An 18,230-nucleotide genomic window follows, 5' to 3' on the forward strand; every position below is an offset into this window, starting at 1 on the left:
GCAGAAGTCATGCAGCAACTGGCTGTTCAGATGACGGACGCGGTAACGAGTATCGGCAATCTTGATCAGCAGTCCCATATGATCAATACCATCATCGAAAGTATCAGCAGCATTGCCGAGCAGACCAACCTGCTCGCTTTGAACGCAGCGATTGAAGCAGCCAGGGCGGGTGAACAGGGTCGTGGTTTTGCTGTCGTTGCGGATGAGGTCCGGCAGTTGGCGTCCCGGACCTCTGAGGCAACCGATGAAATCGTGGGTGTCGTGAGCAAGAACCAGGAGTTGACGTCGGCGGCTGTAAGTATCATCGAATCGAGCAAATCCCAGGCTGAAGAGGTGAGGGGGCTGGTTAACGAAGCTAGCGGCGTTATCAATGAAATTCAGCAAGCGGCCCGTGAAGTGGTCGATGCGGTGTCCCAGTTTGCAAATCGTTTGGCTAAGTAGTTAGCAACAGGTAGGGTATGGCCAAAGTATTCTGCTGGGTAAGTTAATGGCCAAAGCTGGTATCGTCAGGAAATCCGTGCGTCTGATCGGGTGGTTACTCGCGGGCACCTTTGTGGCGATGTTTCTGGTACTTCTGTTGTTGCGTTTCATCAACCCGCCGACGTCGGCGTTCATGCTGGCGTATCAGTTGGAACATCACGAGCAGCCACTCCGCCACGAGTGGGTGGCAATGTCCGACATTTCGCCGTGGATGCCGCTGGCCGTGGTTGCCAGCGAAGATCAGCGTTTTCCAGATCACTGGGGTGTCGATTTCGAGGCGATACGCAAGGCTCTTTCTGAGTATCGGGCGGGCAATGGCCTCCGCGGCGCCAGTACCATTACCCAGCAAACCGCCAAAAACCTGTTCCTATGGAATGGCCGCAGTTTTGTTCGCAAGGCAATCGAAGCAGTGCTCGCTCTGGCTGTTGATGGCGTGTGGCCGAAAGAGCGGGTGATGGAAGTGTATCTGAACATCGCCGAGTTTGGGCCGGGAATATACGGCGTTGAGGCTGCCAGTCAGGCCTACTTCGGAAAGCCTGCCAAATACCTTTCGGCCAATCAGGCAGCAAGGCTGGCTGCTGTGTTGCCCAACCCCAAAGTACTGAACGCTGCAAGGCCATCGTCCTATGTGTGGGAGCGAGTGGCCTGGATTCGCGGGCAAATGGCCCAGCTCTCCGGGCTGTGGTAGGACCCCTGCGCCGTTACAAGGATTCTTGACCGTGCTTCTTCTGGATCAGACTACAGCCCAGCGAATCGTAGAGCGTACGATGCGGGCCATTGGCTACCCGGTCAATGTCATGAACGCAGACGGCGTTATTATCGCCTCCGGCTCGCCACAGCGTGTTGGTAGTTTGCATGATGCCGCGCGTTTGGTTGCCGAAACAGGCGAACCGCTGGTGATTGATGGGGGGCAGGCTGCTGAATACCCGGGTACTCAGCCGGGTGTTAATTTGCCGGTCAAGGTCGGGGATCAACTGGTGGCCGTAGTCGGTATTTCAGGCTCTCCCCGGGACGTTGCCCATTTTGCTGATCTGGTCTGTATGACGGCAGAATTGATGCTGGAGCAGGCCGCGCTTCTGGAAGCCGGACAGCACCGGCGACGGCAGGTTGAAGAAACTTTGCTGGCACTGTGTGAAGGAAAGCCGGTGCCGTCAGTATGGTTTGAGCAACTGGGGATCGACGTTGCCCGGAATCGCGTTGCTGTAGTCCTTGAAGCCGCTACCCAGTCAGCTGCCGATAGGGTGTTGCTCCCCCTTCTTCAAGCTCTCGAATACCGGCAGAAGGCTGTTCTTGCGGTACACCCGTCGCCCTGCCAGTTGCTGATATTTCTTGAAGCCGAATCCGGCAGAACGTCCCCTGATGAACTCAGGCAAGTGCTGAACCTCACACCGAACAGTGATATTACGATTGCGGTGGGACAGGTGTTCTCAAGGGATTTTCGGGCAGGTTTTCAGTCCGCCAACGCGACGTTGGAGGTGGGCAAGCGCAAGGTGCCTGAGGGGCGGGAATTTCACTATGACAACCTTCGTGTCCCGGCCCTTTGGCAGAGCCTTCAGCCCGACTGGCAGAAGCTGGAGCTTCAGGCTCCCGTGAACAAACTCCTTAATCACCGTCAGGGTGAGCTTTACCTGAGAACACTGGAACGCTTCATTGAGAGTAACGGGCAGGTAGTGGAGTGTTCGCAGCGCCTTCATGTCCATGCTAATACGGTCCGATACCGGCTTCGCCGCATTGAGGCCATAACAGGGCTCTCTCCTTTTGACTTGCCGAGCCTCCTGACCCTGCAGCTCGCTTTGGATACTCGCTGATATTGTCGGAATATACAAAAAATTACTCCATAATCTAAGGGTTTTTGTCAGTTTCGATAGCGACCTTGGGGCACTCAACTTCTAAACTGGCGGTTTCGTCCTGAATCCCCCTTGAATAAGAAAGATTTATAGAGGAACTCGCCCATGCATCTGGTTCTGATTCTTGTGGCGCTGATCGTGTTTATTGTCTTCGCGACCAGCAAGCTGAAACTGAATCCATTTATTACGCTGCTTCTGGCTTCATTCCTGGCCGCCTTTGTCTTCGGACTGCCGGTGGATGCCATCGAAAAAAACATCCGTACCGGGTTTGGAAATATTCTCGGATATATCGGCCTGGTGATCGTGCTTGGCACCATCATCGGTGTCATCCTGGAGCGCACAGGCGCTGCTATTGTGATGGCTGAAACCATCATCAAGGCCTTGGGGAAGCGCTTCCCGACCCTCACTATGTCTCTGGTCGGCTTCGTTGTGTCTATTCCGGTGTTTTGTGATTCCGGTTTTGTCATTCTGAACAGTCTCAAGCGTTCAATGGCGCGCACGCTGTCTGCCTCTCCTGTTGCGATGACTGTAGCCCTGTCCACTGGCCTGTTTGCGACCCATACACTGGTGCCACCAACGCCGGGCCCGATTGCGGCAGCGGGCAATCTGGGGCTTGAGAACAACCTGGGCCTGGTGATTGCCGTCGGCCTCGTATTCGCTGTGATAGCAGTGTTTGCGGGCTTGTTCTGGGCATCGCGCTGCAAGAATCTGGAAAGCAAAGAGCTGGAGCTGGCCGAGGAAGCCTTTGAAGAAGCACGAGAGCGCTACGGCGAGTTGCCATCTGCGTGGGCGGCGTTTGCGCCGATCTTTGTTCCAATCGTTCTGATCTGCCTGGGATCGGTTGCTAATTACCCCACAGCACCACTGGGTGACGGTGGTCTTTATGAACTCCTGAACTTCCTGGGTAAACCTCTGAATGCTTTGATGATTGGCCTGGCATTTGCTTTGATGCTATTGCAGGGAGACAAAAAACTGGAGGAGTTTGCCCGCCATACCCAGAAGGGACTGGAAGTGTCCGCTCCAATCATCCTGATCACCGGTGCAGGTGGCGCTTTCGGCGGTGTGCTGGCTCAGACACCGCTAGGTGAGTACTTGGGCGATACGCTGTCCACATTGGGGCTGGGAGTCATCATGCCATTTATCGTAGCGGCAGCGCTGAAGTCGGCTCAGGGCTCTTCAACTGTGGCTCTCGTCACGACCTCAGCGCTGGTTGCTCCATTACTGACTCAGCTGGGACTGGATTCCGAGTTGGGCAGGGTACTGACTGTGATGGCCATCGGTGCAGGTGCAATGACCGTTTCCCATGCAAATGACAGTTATTTCTGGGTTGTTTCCCAGTTCAGCAAGATGGACGTTGCGACGGCCTATCGTTCGCATACCGCGGCCACTCTTGTGATGGGGCTGGTGACTATACTGTGTGTTTGGCTCGTTTCACTCATGGCACTCTGATATGAAAATTGTAGTCGCTCCGGATTCGTTCAAGGAATGTCTCGACGCGGGAGCCGTTGCTTCCGCCATAGCCACAGGCTGGAAACGTGGTGCGCCAGACGATGAAGTCGTGGAGGTGCCGCTGGCAGATGGCGGAGAGGGTAGTACCGTTGCACTGGTAGAGTCCCAGGGCGGGACTCTGCACACAGTGGAGGTGACCGGTCCTCTCGGAGCTATGGTTTGGGCGTGCTATGGCTTGGTCGATGGCGGAAAAACCGCCATAGTGGAAGTGGCTGAGGGGAGCGGACTTCATCTGGTGCCGGCCAATGGCAGGGATGCATTGGCAGCAACCAGTCGCGGGACTGGAGAGCTGATCAATGCAGCTATTGCTCACGGCCCCGAGAGACTGGTGTTGTGCCTGGGCGGAAGCGCAACAACGGACGGTGGTGCGGGTATCCTGCAAGCGCTGGGCGCGCGCCTGCTGGACGAAGACGGCGGGGATGTCCCCCCGGGCGGTGTAGGCCTGGAGAAGTTGGTTTCCATGGATGCCGCTCCGGCGCTGGCGCGGCTTGCCGGGATTGAACTGGTTGCCGCCTGTGATGTTACCAATCCGCTTCTCGGTGACCGGGGGGCTGCGGCTGTATTCGGCCCCCAGAAAGGGGCGACGCCGGACATGGTGAAGCGGCTTGATCGGGCACTGTCTCGTATGTCATCTGTGGCAACCGGTTCAGGTTTTGACATGCACTCATTTGCCGGTAGCGGAGCGGCTGGCGGTATCGGCGGTATGCTGGGCGGCATTCTGGGTGCAGGTCTGAAGGCCGGCATCGAATTGATTATGGAAACCGTGGGACTGGAAGCGCATATCCGCGAGGCGGATCTGGTGATTACTGCTGAAGGTGCAATCGACAGCCAGAGTGCTCATGGCAAGACGCCGGCAGGTGTATCTGCATTGGCGGCCAGGCATGGTGTCCCGGTTATCGGATTGGGTGGTCGGGTAGGCGCTGAGTTGTCACCACTTTATGAAGTGGGGCTAACGGCTGCGTTTTCTGTGGTGCACGGGCCGTCAACGCTGGAACAGGCGATTGCCGAGGGTAAGGATAACCTCGAACAGGCCGCTGAGCAGTTGGCTCGGGTGGTAGCCGCGTTCAGCCGTAGTCACTGAACATTACACCTGCTCTGCCCAGATGCAAAATTCCTCGAAGGGCATAGGCTTGGCAAACAGATAACCCTGTACTCGCTGGCAGCCCAACTCGTTGAGAAGGTCAAGAGTGGCCTGATCTTCCACGCCTTCGGCTACCGCTTCCAGGTGTAGGGTCTGCGCGAGCTTCAGGGTGGTTTTCACAATTCCCAGTTCATTTCGATTGGTGTTCATACGGCTGATAAAACACCGATCGATCTTCAGCTCATGAATCGGCAGCCGGCTCAGGTAGGCCAATGACGAGTAGCCGGTACCGAAGTCGTCCAGAGCAACCTTGCATCCACTGTCCGCAATGTGGAGCAGAGAGCCGATAACAGCCTCCATGTTGTGCATCATGGAGGTTTCGGTCACTTCAAAAATCACCTTGTCCATCGGGATTCCGTATTCTTTGATTCCAGCCAGGGCATAGGGGACAAACTGGCTGTTTGTAAGGTTCTGAACCGACAGGTTGATACTGCAGGTAATGTTCAGTTGCCGTTCCCTGAGTGATTCCATCGTTTTCCACGCCAGATCCACAACATATCTGGACAGGATGTCGATCAGGCCGGCATTTTCGGCAATGTTGATCACTTCCTCGGTAGGTACCATGCCAAATCGCGGACTGTTCCAGCGCAAGAGCAGTTCTGCTCCAACCAGGCTTTGGCCTGATTTTTCCATTTGCGGTTGCAGGTACAGTTCCAGCTCATTGGCATCAATTGCGCCCGGCAGCGCCGTGAGCAGTTCGAGCCGTCGCCGGGCAAAACCTGAAATACTTTCATTGTAGACCTGAACCGGGATCTGGTTGGACTGACTGCGGTCCCGCGCGGCTGCCGCATGCTGATAAAGGATCTCGGTTGTGTCGCCGTGGTCGGGGGCGATCGATACCCCGCAATACAGATTCATGAAGACCGGAAAGCGAACAGAATGCAGCGACACCTCATGGTAGCCGACAACTTGTTCGATGAAGGATTCCAGGGGGCCGACGAAGTTATCAAGGTCAACAACAAAGGCCGCGGACCCCAGGTCAGGCGTCGCAAGATAGGCCGGTAGCCGGTGTTCAAGGCACACTGGGCCAGTGAGCCCGGACAGTGTGTGATTTACCTTTTTCACCAGCTGGCAGAACATGTCCTCGGCCAGGCTATGTCCCATACTGGACGCAATTTCCTTCACTTGGGGGTAATGCACCAGCACCAGGGCAAATCGCTGTCTTTTCGTGATCAGAGACTGAAGTCGTTGGTTGAGCAGTGAGGTATTGGGCATCTTGGTAACGGAATCGTGCATGGCCTGCTCAAGAGACTGCATTTCCAGGTCCTGAACCTGACGCTCGGCAATTTGCTGCTTTCGCATGGCGGCCAGTTTGCGTGCTCGCTCGTCCTTGATTTTGTGGGCGAGGGCAAAAGACAACAAAAGCACTTCGGCGGCTGATCCCACCTGCATGAGATGATTAGTGAAGAAATTCACCGGCAACAGGTTAAAAATGCTCAGCAGGTACAAGGACGTTCCGATGGCAAAGCTCGTCCAGGCGAGTACAAAATACCGGGCAATGACAAGACCCGCCCGAAGGTCTGCGATACCGACGGCGATAAGAAGGGCAATAACGAACGTACCAAGAACGCCGGAGAGCAGTGCGCCATGAATGGGGTCAATCCAGGTGATAAAGAACAAAGAAACGGCCAGGCCCAATGCGGTTTTCATGGCCAGATCCCAGTTCCTCGAGATTTTCTGTAACTCCAGGAAGCTGCGTGCAAACAGCAAAGCACAGATCGAGACCAGTGATGTGCTGACGGGAATCAGGTAGCGGGGAACCAAAGGTTCTCCAGCCCAGAGCCAGGCCGAGCCGACACCGGATATGCAAAGGGTCAACAGCCCGATGGAGCCGATATAGAGAACGTAGTAGCCATAGGCCCGGTCCCGCAGAGAAAAGCACAGGAACAGGTTGTAGATCACCAGGGCGCCAAGGATGCCGAAGTAGATGCCCCAGTAGATGCTTTCCTGGGCAAACTGGTTCAGCAGCGGATCTTCTCTCCACAGTTCAACAGGGAGCTGTAGTGAGGTGGCAGAACGTGCCCGGAGTACGATGTCTACTTCGCCGTGGAGCTCTCTCGGAAGTGGTAGTGCCAGTTGATAACTGTGGGGTTGGTGTTGTTGTTTTTCAGTCTCGGTTCGGCTGGTGATGTATGTCGCCGGTAACTGCCCCTGAGGCAGTACGAAGAGTTCAACCTCCTCCAGTAGCGGGTAGGGAATGGCAATATACCAATGGCCGGTTGCTGTGGTGATGTTGAGTGAGGTTCGGGCCCAGAGCGTCTGAGCGGTGAACCCAAGATTCAGTACCCGGCCGCTGGTGTTTTGATGCCAGCCGTCGCTCTGCAGGGCATCGGCGAGCGACAGTTCGCCGTCGTCGACGAGGTACTGGAGGCTGTCGTTCAGTTCATAGTGGCTGACGTCACCCTCGATAACCCGCTCGCTGGCATAACTCGACAGTATGGTAAGTAGCAGAATCGTGACTGCCTGAATGGACCAACGCAACGGGATCATCGTGGTCTGCAGTCTTCTCATCCTATTCTTCCAAAGGCCGGATTAGTCGGCCGGTGAATCCGAGTGACGCTGCTTTACCGCAGAAGCTGGAAAATTGGCTGTTCTCCAGCCCGGGTTGTTGAAGCAGAACCAATGCTTCCACCAGACACCCCGGAATATCCCGGCTGTTCCAGTCAGGCATCCGGGGGCGCATACTGAACTCGGCGTGGGACAACACCACTTTTTCCACACTGATCTGCCGGCTCTGCAGGCGCTTGCGGGCATCCAGAGTGATGCAGGGGTGGGTGTCGTCCGCGATCAGGGCGCCGGGTGAGATGTGCTGGTAAAAGTCCAGTACCACGTCGCCGTGATGGGTCAGGGCGATGTAGAGTTTCTTGTCGTGCAGGTGTTCCAGATTGGAAGTGCGCAAAATCATGCCGTGGTCCGTCACCACTTCTTCATCAACAGTGTAGCGTGGATCCAGGCCGATGACCTTGTCATAGAGTGTCGTCAGGTCCTCGCACACGGCATTACCAATCCGTCCGGCTCCGCCCAGAACGACAATGCTGTTCGCGCCCTGAAATTCCGGGCGTTCGCGCATTTGTCTCGCCACATCCCAGATCATGTATCGGGTGCCCAGGCTGCCATCAACCAATGGAGCGGCAATGTCGATACCGGCTTTTTTAACAAAGTTCGGGAGGCGGCCCACCAGAGCGATACGTTTTACTCCCGGATAGTCCAGACGTAGCTGATCCATATACCGGCGGACTTTTTCAGGATCTTCCTGCAACTCGTGTTCAAAAAAATGTGGGGCTACCAGCAGGCCTTTGGTGTCGCCGTTGCGGATGTATCCGAGAATGACCGTGGGAGGCAGGCGGTTGGCCATCCAGGGTGTGAAGTAGGAACCAACCTGCTTTTCATTGCCATAGACGGCGAACAGAAACTCGGGCTTCACCGCAGTATGCACCAGAGAGCGAAGGCAGGTGTTGGTCAACAGGACGGCCAGGCGCCGGGCCTTCACCCAGAGTGTTCTTCTATATCGGGTAGACAGGCGCTGCAGCGCGGGCGTTTTGGTCTGGTATCCATGCATTTGTGAGTTGAGTTTCATCCCTGGGACTGTGATCCATAAGCGAATTGAACTTGTATACATTCTGGACCAATCCCGGGGAGGCTTCCATAAACCAATCACAGATAAGCATGTTTTCCCCGAAAGAGCGTGTCATGATGTGCTCCCGGGTGCGCTGGCGGAGTGGGATGTTGGGGCTGGTCTTGATGACCAGATGGGGTAGGGAATTCCTGCCAGGCGGTTCATCAGGAAGGCCTGGACCAACAGTATGGCTACGCCGCCCATCAAAACTGCAAGCTGCTCGAGAGAGCTCATCAATCCCAGTGACACGATCAGTGCGGTCGCACCGGCAGGTGGATGAACCATGTTGAAAGCGACCATCAGGCATCCGGTCAGGCCCATGGCCAGAGCCGCGGCGCCAACACGGCTGAGGTCGACGCCGTTCAGGAAGGCCGATGGGGCATCCTGCAAGCCAAACAGGCAGAGGCCCACAAGGCCCATCAGTGCGCCGATAAAGTGCCCTCCAAGGACATTGCGGGGAGACGCCGGTTGCGCCATGGGCACGTGAAAGAGGATGAATGCAGTGGCGCCGAGAGACGGAAAGATGAACGGTTCCTGGGTTACTAGTGCCAGCAAAGAGACCAGAGCGATGCTCAGGCCGCTGTTAATCAGGTTGAAAACCGCCATGACGATCTTCGGACTATAGCGTGACATCAGCCGTTCGAGGTGAAGTGCTCTCAGTACACCGCTAACCAGTTGCCATCGCAGTTTTTCGTTCCGGATTCCCATTGCTTGCTCGCGCACCAAAAAGGGGCGCAACCCTATTCGACTCAATGACATTTATCAAACCGTTAATTTCGATGACTGTTATCGGTTGCTCCTCGTCCAGAGGAAATGCTCTGCGAATAGTTGATTTGTGGGAGGTTTTTGCATTCTTTTATAAAAAATTTATAACCGCTCAATCGCTTTCCCGATAGACTTGGAGGCTTTGTCACGCCAACCATACAAAGGAAACGTGTTCATGGCATTTGAGTACGGTGCAAAGAAACTGAATATCCGAAATCCGTTTCGGTTTGAGGGAATGGTTCGGTCCGTCCGCGGGCTGATTGTGCTTGCCATTGGCGTGTATCTGTTACTGCAGATCCAGTCCTTGTTGCAGACGGATAAAACCAGCGCCTGGATCAGTCTGGCTCTGGGTGGTCTTTATGTTGCCGGAGGTCTGAAGGCCTTGGGCGGAGGTCTGTTCCAGATGATGCGCTTTTTCGTTGGCCGCGCAGCGCCTGCGTCGTTGGCAAAGAATGTGGCGCGTGAAGCGGTCAATGAGGCAGAGCCGAGCCTGTACGATGCGCGCAGCCTTCATAACATGATGATGAGCAAGTCCAACCCGACGTTTGTGGAGCCGAAAACCTGGTTCGCTCGCGCTGTCCACTCCATTTTTCCCAACCTGATCGTAACCCCTTGGCCAATCCGCAACATGGCACAACTGGTTGCTATGAAGCTGACCAAGAGCCTGATTGCCATCGCGGCCTATCTGGTTTCCAGCCTGGTGGTGTATATGGTGTTTGCCGGAACAGCCGGTGGTGGTGTGGGTAATACGGTACTGTCGCTGCTCATGCAGGCAGCCCTGTTCATCTACCTGGCGGCGGTGTGGGTCAAATTGCCTAACCCGCTTTCCCGTGGCAATATGACTCGCCTCAACAGTGCTACCAGCGGCGGCCTGGCGCTGGTTGTTATTGGCGCGATCGTGATTCCGGTGTTGTTCTCGCAGGGTTGGACCATGTTCTGGGAATCGGCAAGGAGCGGTGTCCGGGCTAATCTGGCGGAGATGGTCCCGCAGCTGGCTCCGATGTTCCACACTGGCAGCCTTCTGGTTCTCGCGATTGTGGGGGGCCTGGTGACCGTTGCGATTGCCACCATCATGGTAAAGGCGCGCATCGGCCTGGTTCAGATCAATACCAACAGTTCCGAAATGAACAACAGCTGGAGGTTTGACCTGCACCCCCGTCAGATCTTCACCACCCTGCGTGATCTGGTGCTGATGGAGCGCCGGCAGATGGAACTGCCCAACCGCATGTACCTCGACAAAAACAACACCGGTGATGCCAATCGCGATAACGAGCAGTTCGACGGCGACATGGTGGTTGAAATTCAGCCGTCGGTGGAGGAAGTAGCTGAGCCTGGCTCCCTGCGCTGGACGCGGATTGCCGGAACCATCCTTGGTCAGGTGCTGATGCTGGCTGGAGCCTTGCTGTTGTGGCTGGGCGTGGAGCGGACGATGGGGCATGTTGCCATGATGTCCGCCTTTGTTCAGAACGGTGTGAGTCAGGAGGTGTTTAACGAATTGTTCCTGATTCCCGCCGGCGGCACCGTCGCGATTGTTTTTGGTGCTTTGTTACTGATGGGCTTTGGTCGTTCCATTGCACGGATCTGCCACCTGTTCTGGTCGGAAATTTTCTTCAAATCCAATCTGTTTGACCTGCATTGTGAAGGTACTGTGATGCGCACCACGCATTTCCGTGGAGCGGATCGTCACAGTGCCTCTTCAGAACAGGATATGTTCGCCTTTGACGCCACCTACTTTGCCCTGGCAACCGAAGCGGTAAGCTCGACCTTTGCTGTTTCCGGCCAGCAAAATCTCGAACAGCCACGTTATCTGTTGTCCCTTAGAGGGTGCGATGGATTCCTTAATGGCGTTGTGGGTGATCTGGAAGACCAGTTCCGTCGGCGCAATGAAGAGTTCCGCAATGAGAAGCGGGCTGATCAGGATGAGCGACTCGATTACATTCGTCGCGAGCAGGAAGCGCGCCGTACCGGCGATATGTCTGCTCAGGGCCTGGTGGCGCCGGAAGCCCGTGCGGCCTTGGAGGAGTCACCGCTGGAAGGCTCTGCCGATCGGGAAAAGGTAGCTCGCTGGGAAGGTGAAAGCAGCGAGTAATCAGCTTCTGCGTGATGATCTGGAAGTAATGGCGGGTGTTAGCTAAATAAGTAACACCCGTCGATTGTTGCTTAAGGCTTGTTATCTCTCGACCAATAGCTTTCCATCCCGAATTGATGCCAGCACGGGGTGTTGCCCCAACAACACTTCATAAGGCGTTTTCCCATTCTGCACGATGCAACGGGCCGGCAACCCTTCCGCTATGCCATACTCGCACAGGTTGAGCGCCGCAGCGCCGTTTTCGGTAATGAGTTCAAGAGCCGTATCAATCTGGCTCATGCCTAGCATATGACAAGCGTGCAGCCCGACATCGAGAGTTCGCAGCATGTTGCCATTACCCAGGGGATACCATGGGTCCCTGATTGAGTCCTGGCCAAATGCGACTTTCAGTCCGGCATCCAGTAGTTCTGGAACGCGGGTAATGCCCCGCCGTTTGGGATATGTGTCGAACCGTCCCTGCAGATGGAGGCTTTCAGTCGGCATGGACAGAAAGCGCAGGCTGGATTTCTTGAGCAACCTGAATAATCGGCTGCAATAGGCGTCATCGTACGAGCCCATCGCACAGGTATGGCTGGCAGTGACACGGGTGCCGTAATCCAGTCGTAGCGCTTCTGCTGCGAGCACTTCCAGGAACCGGGACTGTGGATCATCGATCTCATCGCAGTGAACGTCTACCAGCAGGTCATGCTTGTGTGCCAGTTCAACCAGCCAGCGAACAGACTCAACACCATAATCACGTGTGAACTCGAAATGGGGAATGCCGCCCACCACGTCTGCGCCGAGCTTGATAGCTTCTTTCATCAGCTCCCGACCATTTCTGAAGGACCAGATACCCTCCTGTGGAAACGCAACAATCTGAAGGTCTACAACCTCCGCCATCTGTTCGCGGACTTCCAGCATGGCTTTTAGTGCGGTCAGACTTTCGTCGGTTACATCGACATGTGAGCGCACATATTGGATCCCCTGGGACGAAAACAGCTTCAGGGTCTCTGTAGCGCGGTTGATGACATCAATACGACTCAGGGTAGCCTTGCGTTCGGCCCAGCACTCAATGCCTTCAAACAGGGTGCCACTCTGATTCCAGCGAGGTTCTCCTGCCGTCAGTGCCGCATCGAGGTGGATATGAGGTTCTACAAAGGCGGGGGTGACCAGGTTGCCGTTGGCATCCAGTTGGTGCTCTCCGGACGCGACCTGTTCCGCTTGCGGCATAATGCGCGTAAATCTGCCTCCGGATATCGAAAGCGTGTGGAGGCCTTCATGCCGTGGTAGGCGTGCGTTGACTATAGCGTTTAGTTGTTCGGTCATGGTGTCTCCAGGTATTGGCTCTGTTGTATTACTTCCCGCTTAACATGTGAGCCAGTAGCAATGTTCTGAACCCTTCTTCAGGATCTCTTCCGGCGGGCAGTTGATCAGTGATTTGTTGAAGCCGGTTTCGGATGGTGTTGCGGTGGCAGCCTAGCGCTTCAGCCATTGCGGATTGGTTACCCCGGCAAGTAATCCAGGCGTCGAGCAATTCTCCTGAGCTGACCAGTACCTGCGGTACGCATTCCATGTCGCCGAAAGTCTCTGCCTGGACAATCGCCCGGCCGATGGTTTCGGTCACTATGACCATCGGCAGAGAATAAGGTTGCTCAAAAAGAGGGATTGCCAGTTCATCTGCCAGTCGGCACAGGCTGTTTGGCAATTGGCCGATATAGGCGTCACCGGTCAGTACCACCAGTCCGGAGATAGCGCACTCCCGGCCTTCGTAGAGGCATTCCGCAAGATTCTGTGGACTGCGGTGTCGGCTGATGCCGGTGACGAATACAAGTTCGCCGCCTTTGACCCAGTCCCTGAACGACCGGTTTTCCGCGACGTATGGCCAGCGTACAGTGTTGTTCCCCGCCGCACTCCCGCCCCGAAGCCGGATGGCCTCGAGGCCGGGAAGATCAGGTATCTCCCTGCATCTCAGGGGCATTCAGATAGCTCCTGTAACCTGTGTGCGACGCTCACGAACCGCCTGGCTGGCGATCAGGATAACCGAGTAGCTGAGTGCCGCAACAACGACGCCGACAATAGGCGCAATCCAGGGCGAGGTGTAGGCCGCAGTGGATCCGATGACGTATGCCGCAAGGCCAGTGATATTGAATGCCGGTAACGTAACGTCACTCAGTGCAGGGTATGAACGCTTATACCCGACAAAATAGCTGGCCATGATCACGCCACCGATTGGCGGAATAAAGGTGCCAAGCAGAATCAGGAACGGGATCAGCCACTCATACATACCGAGTACAGCCAGCACGGTGCCAATAGCAGCACCGCCTACGGTCACGGTCTTGCGTCGTCGTGTGCGCAGCATGTTGCAGCCGGCAACAGCAAAGTTGTAGACGGTGTTGTCCTGAGTGGTCCAGAGGTTCAGGAACAGCATGAGGATACCCAGTGTGGCCAGACCCTGGGCCACCATGATGTCAACGATATCCGCTTGCTGGTAAACGAGAGCGCCAAAAGCGCCGATCAGGGTCATTAATCCGTTCCCCAGGAAGAACGCGAGCAAGGTGGCAATAACAGCGGTTTTGCCAGATTTGGCAAAGCGGGTCCAGTTGGTTGCCTGGGTTCCGCCGCTGACAAATGTGCCGAAAACGAGGGTGATCGCAGCAGCCATTGTCATTTCATCGGTGGGCGCGATCGCCAGCAGACCTGAGAATCCCCCGCCATCCGCGGTAGCGATGGTCATGCTCACTGCGACCAGAATAATCATGGCAGGAACGGCCACTCGGGAAAGCCACTCAAGCCCCTTGTAACCTATGAATGCAGTTACGCAGAAACCAAAGCCGAACACCACCATCAGTGGTGTTGTCAGGCTTTCGGGCATGCCAGTCAGTTTAACCAGCAGAATAGCCATGGTGGCAGTGCCCCATGCATACCAGCCGATCTGGGTAAAGCCAAGGATGAAGTCCGAAAGCTTGCTGCCGACTTCGCCAAAGGTAAAGCGGCTCATAAGTGCAGTGTTCAGTCCGGTCTTGGCCGCGATGTAACCGAGAACGGCAGCATAAACGCCAAGGAGGAGGTTGCCGATGGCCAACACCATGAGCATGGTTGTAAAGTCGAATGCGACACCGATGCTTCCTCCAGCCCACATCGTCGCTGTGAAGAAGGTGAAGCCCAGCAGTACCAGACCCATCGACCAGACGCTTTTGCGTTCAGTCATTGGGACCGGGCTGAGAGGATAATCCTGTTCTTTTGAAGTTGCTTTCGTTGTCATGCCGATCTCTCCGTATCGAGGGTTAACACGCAGAGTGTTGGCAACCTTTGTGCCATGGCCGGGTCTGGGTGGTAATCGGCGCTATCTGTCAGTCGGTAAATTGTGCAAAGTGCACATCGGCCTCCCGAGGGAGACTCTCATGCTTTGATACTTGTGTATGGCTGGTGCAATTACGAGGTGGGGGCACCGGATTAGTGCGTATCACTGTTCCCGAGTGAAACGCCTGATCCAACACTGTATGGTTTAACGTAGTTAAGCAGTATTCCACATACAAAAGGATGTGTTTGATCATGACATCAGCATCAGGCGAGTCCCGGTTTGTCACTCCAGACCACCCGGAATCTGTGAAGCCAGCGGGTTTATTGCGAACACCCAACCTGGCAGAGGGGACGCCGGAAGAGAAACGCATAGAGATCGCGAACTACTTCATAAATACCTTTGATACCTATACCCGGCTTTTCGACTGCCTGGCAGGTGATGAAGGCTACTATCAGAAATCGATTCCGCTTCGACATCCGCTGATTTTCTACCTCGGCCACACCGCTACGTTTTTCACCAACAAGCTGGTGCTCGCCAAACTCATGCATGAACGCATCGATCCCTACATGGAGTCTGTCTTTGCCGTCGGCGTGGACGAGATGAGTTGGGATGATCTGGATGATGAACATTACGACTGGCCCAGTGTGCAGGCGGTTCTGGATTATCGTGCGAAGGTGCGGGAAAGCGTTCTGGAACTGATTGACACCTTGCCGCTGACCCTCCCGATCAATTGGGAGAGCCCCTGGTGGCCGGTGATCATGGGGATTGAGCACGAACGGATTCACCTTGAAACCTCGTCTGTTCTGATTCGACAGCACGATCTTGATAAGGTCAGACCTCGGAACGAATGGGCCCCGAGCCGGGAGACCGGTGAAGCGCCGGATAATGAAATGCTAGCGGTGCCGGCGGGCACGGTCAGGATCGGCAAGCCCTATGACGATCCCTATTACGGATGGGACAATGAATACGGCGAGCATGAAGCCCAGGTCGATGAATTCCGTGCCAGCCAGTATCTGGTGAGTAACCAGGAGTTTCTTGGCTTTGTGGAAGCCGGCGGCTATTTGAATGATGCTTTTTGGTGCGAGGAAGGTGCCTCCTGGCGTGCATTTGCTGATGTGAAGCACCCGACGTTCTGGCGCTGGGATAACGGATGGTACCTCCGCCTGATGACTGAAGAAGTCGAAATGCCGTGGGACTGGCCGGTGGAAGTGAACTACCACGAGGCCAAGGCGTTCTGCGAATGGAAGCGCGAGGAAACCGGGCTGCCCATCCGTCTGCCCACCGAGGATGAGTGGCATCAGCTTTGTACCGTCGCTGGCGTAGAGGAAGTCGGGCAGGGCACCGCCAATTCAAACCTGCACCTGGATCATGGGGCGTCTTCCTGCCCGGTCAGCCGCTTTCGCCACGGCGAATGGTTCGATGTGGTAGGCAATGTCTGGCAATGGGTGGAAACTCCAACATACCCGTTTGACAACTTCAAAGTGCACCCGCTTTACGACGACTTCACCACACCGACCTTCGATGGACAGCACAATCTGATCAAGGGCGGCTCCTGGATTTCGTGTGGCAATGAATCGAGGCTGGCAGCCCGTTACGCGTTCCGGCGACATTTCTTCCAGCACGCCGGCTTCCGTTACATCGCATCGGAAGCTGAAGCCGTTCAGCCCAACGCCTACTACGAAAGTGACCGGTTACTGACCGAATACGCAGAGTTCCACTTTGGTGAACGCTGGTTTGGCGTCGATAACTTTCCGAAAGCCATGGCAGAACTGGCGCTTGAGGCAATTGCAGATAAACCGGCCGGCAAGGCGCTGGATCTGGGCTGCGCCTGCGGTCGCGCGACCTTTGAGCTGGCGCGGAAATTTGAGGAAGTGGACGGCGTTGATTTCTCCGCCAACTTCATCCGGCTTGGCGTTGAAATGGCCGAGCAGGGCACCATCCGGTATGCGTTGGTGGATGAAGGCGACCTAGTCAGCTATCACACCCGGAGTTTGCGGGACATGGGGCTGGAAGACAGTGCAGCGAAGGTTTCATTCTCACAAGGTGATGCCTGCAACCTGAAACCCCAGTTCACGGGATATGATCTGGTGTTGGCCGCAAACCTGCTGGACCGGCTCTATCGCCCAAGGCGTTTCCTGGACAGCATTCATGAGCGTGTCAATGACGGTGGCCTGTTGGTGATTGCATCGCCGTATACCTGGATGGAGGAACATACGCCAAAAGAAGAGTGGATTGGCGGTTTCAAAAAGGACGGGGAGAATCACCGCACCCTGGATGGCCTGAGAGCTCACCTGTCCGCTCATTTCAGGATGGTAGGGCAGCCTCGTAAAGTGCCGTTTGTGATCCGGGAAACGGAGCACAAATTCCAGCACACGCTGTCTGAGGTGACAGTGTGGGAGCGGCTGCCCGGAAAATAAGCGTCCAGGTCAGAGGGAGCCTCAAGAAGGCTCCCTTATTCCTGAAGCCGGGTGCTGGCGAATCGGTTCAGCAAGTGGTGCATGAGATACACCGCCATGAGCGATGCCAGTACGGCAACCGCCAGTGAACTGAAACGGTACAGGTCGCTGTAGACCAAATCGGTCTGTGGCGTCAGATACTGGCCGAACAGGATGGCCATAGTCGTGAGCCCGGCAAATCCGGCGCCCGAAACTCCGCCTTCGAGCATGTGGTAACGGGCAAACACCATCAGGCCCAACCACAAACTAAAGGCCACCAGTGGCAGGATGTTGAAGTGGTTAAATAGCAATAGCTGAATGACCAGCCCGGCATTGCAGGCAACCAGCGTGCCGATAGCACGATTCCAGCCTGCGGGCCCTGCTCCTTTCCAGGTCAGAGGGAACAGCACCAGAATGGTGGCAACCTGCGCTGATAGTGAACCGCGAAGATCCATGACCTGAAAGGCGATAAAGGAAAGCGTCGCCACCGTTGTTGCCAGAATGGTTTCGTGGCGCTGGTTACTCAGTGGCTTTGTCGGGCGTGGCCTTGGCGCCCTGGGTTCGACATCCGGGAACAGCCAGTGCATCACAAAGACAATCGCCAGCGATAACAGGCCCGCTTCCAGATTTTCACCAACCATACCCAGTACGTCTGATGTTGGATAGCTCGCAAAGTGCAGCAGCATGGAGAGGCTGACAATACTGGTCGCACCGAACAGGAAGTTTGGTCCCCGGGCCATTGCCCGGAACAGCAGTGCAAAAAGCCCGGCAACAAACAGAATCATTGGTACAGGCTTCTCACCCAGTACGCCGTGAGCAACCAGTACCACGATGCTGACCAGCAGCGTCCCCGCGACAAACTGCCGGAGAATGTGCGCATTCAGGATCGGGATCATGCCCAGGAGCAACATCGGTGTCACCGTATAAAATGCGCCGTAGCTGGTTCCGGCAAGCTTGCATGCGATGAAACCCAGAACGCCGCCAAAGGCCACCCTCAGACACTGGCGGAGATCATTGGTGCTCATCGAGCGTTTGCTGATCGACAGGATTGGTTTGAAACGGCCCATC

General features: G+C 55.7%; 13 protein-coding genes and 1 pseudogene. 7 read left to right on the forward strand and 7 right to left on the reverse strand.

Annotation, left to right across the window (positions count from 1 at the left end):
* Positions 1–63: 63 nt before the first annotated feature.
* The 5 genes and pseudogenes from FWJ25_RS20480 to FWJ25_RS03045 all read left to right on the forward strand — a co-directional run.
* Positions 64–441, forward strand: a pseudogene (locus FWJ25_RS20480) (methyl-accepting chemotaxis protein); the annotation flags it as partial.
* Between the two features lie 46 nt (positions 442–487).
* A complete protein-coding gene (gene mtgA / locus FWJ25_RS03030; protein ID WP_149598748.1) occupies positions 488–1,168 on the forward strand; it encodes a monofunctional biosynthetic peptidoglycan transglycosylase in 681 nt (226 codons plus the stop codon).
* Positions 1,169–1,199: 31 nt separating this feature from the next.
* Positions 1,200–2,288, forward strand: a complete 1,089-nt coding sequence (locus tag FWJ25_RS03035) for a sugar diacid recognition domain-containing protein (protein WP_188093551.1) — start codon at positions 1,200–1,202, stop codon at positions 2,286–2,288.
* Between the two features lie 144 nt (positions 2,289–2,432).
* Positions 2,433–3,776: a GntP family permease gene (locus FWJ25_RS03040; protein WP_149598750.1), complete on the forward strand. Its 1,344-nt coding sequence runs from the start codon at positions 2,433–2,435 to the stop codon at positions 3,774–3,776.
* 1 nt (position 3,777) lies between these two features.
* A complete protein-coding gene (locus tag FWJ25_RS03045) occupies positions 3,778–4,917 on the forward strand; it encodes a glycerate kinase family protein (RefSeq protein ID WP_149598751.1) in 1,140 nt (379 codons plus the stop codon).
* A 3-nt stretch (positions 4,918–4,920) separates the two neighbouring features.
* On the opposite strand, the gene FWJ25_RS03050 is transcribed toward FWJ25_RS03045, so the two are convergent.
* The 3 genes from FWJ25_RS03050 to FWJ25_RS03060 all read right to left on the reverse strand — a co-directional run bounded on the left by FWJ25_RS03050 (position 4,921) and on the right by FWJ25_RS03060 (position 9,301).
* A complete protein-coding gene (locus tag FWJ25_RS03050; protein WP_149598752.1) occupies positions 4,921–7,488 on the reverse strand; it encodes an EAL domain-containing protein in 2,568 nt (855 codons plus the stop codon).
* A 1-nt stretch (position 7,489) separates the two neighbouring features.
* Positions 7,490–8,554 carry a hypothetical protein gene (locus tag FWJ25_RS03055; protein ID WP_149598753.1) on the reverse strand — a complete coding sequence of 355 codons (1,065 nt, stop codon included), beginning with the start codon at positions 8,552–8,554 and terminating at the stop codon, positions 7,490–7,492.
* A gap of 111 nt (positions 8,555–8,665) precedes the next feature.
* Positions 8,666–9,301, reverse strand: a complete 636-nt coding sequence (locus FWJ25_RS03060; RefSeq protein WP_149598754.1) for an HPP family protein — start codon at positions 9,299–9,301, stop codon at positions 8,666–8,668.
* Between the two features lie 232 nt (positions 9,302–9,533).
* Here FWJ25_RS03060 and FWJ25_RS03065 point away from each other — a divergent pair, with 232 nt between their 5' ends.
* Complete coding sequence (locus FWJ25_RS03065) at positions 9,534–11,447, forward strand: hypothetical protein (protein WP_149598755.1); 1,914 nt, start codon at positions 9,534–9,536, stop codon at positions 11,445–11,447.
* Between the two features lie 81 nt (positions 11,448–11,528).
* Here FWJ25_RS03065 and codA read toward each other — a convergent pair whose 3' ends face one another.
* The 3 genes from codA to codB are packed head-to-tail and all read right to left on the reverse strand — an operon-like array spanning position 11,529 to position 14,688.
* On the reverse strand, positions 11,529–12,752 hold the full coding sequence (gene codA, locus FWJ25_RS03070; RefSeq protein ID WP_149598756.1) for a cytosine deaminase: 1,224 nt from the start codon (positions 12,750–12,752) through the stop codon (positions 11,529–11,531).
* 28 nt (positions 12,753–12,780) lie between these two features.
* A complete protein-coding gene (locus FWJ25_RS03075) occupies positions 12,781–13,404 on the reverse strand; it encodes a PucR family transcriptional regulator (RefSeq protein WP_149598757.1) in 624 nt (207 codons plus the stop codon).
* Complete coding sequence (codB, locus tag FWJ25_RS03080) at positions 13,405–14,688, reverse strand: cytosine permease (RefSeq protein ID WP_149598758.1); 1,284 nt, start codon at positions 14,686–14,688, stop codon at positions 13,405–13,407.
* Between the two features lie 290 nt (positions 14,689–14,978).
* Between codB and ovoA the strand changes: the two genes are divergently transcribed.
* A complete protein-coding gene (gene ovoA, locus FWJ25_RS03085) occupies positions 14,979–17,144 on the forward strand; it encodes a 5-histidylcysteine sulfoxide synthase (protein ID WP_149598759.1) in 2,166 nt (721 codons plus the stop codon).
* Between the two features lie 35 nt (positions 17,145–17,179).
* On the opposite strand, the gene FWJ25_RS03090 is transcribed toward ovoA, so the two are convergent.
* The gene (locus tag FWJ25_RS03090; RefSeq protein WP_149598760.1) at positions 17,180–18,229 is read right to left on the reverse strand and encodes a DUF2955 domain-containing protein; all 1,050 of its coding nucleotides are present in this window, start codon (positions 18,227–18,229) and stop codon (positions 17,180–17,182) included.
* Position 18,230: the final 1 nt, after the last annotated feature.

This window comes from Marinobacter salinexigens, assembly GCF_008370345.1.
Classification (GTDB): domain Bacteria; phylum Pseudomonadota; class Gammaproteobacteria; order Pseudomonadales; family Oleiphilaceae; genus Marinobacter; species Marinobacter salinexigens.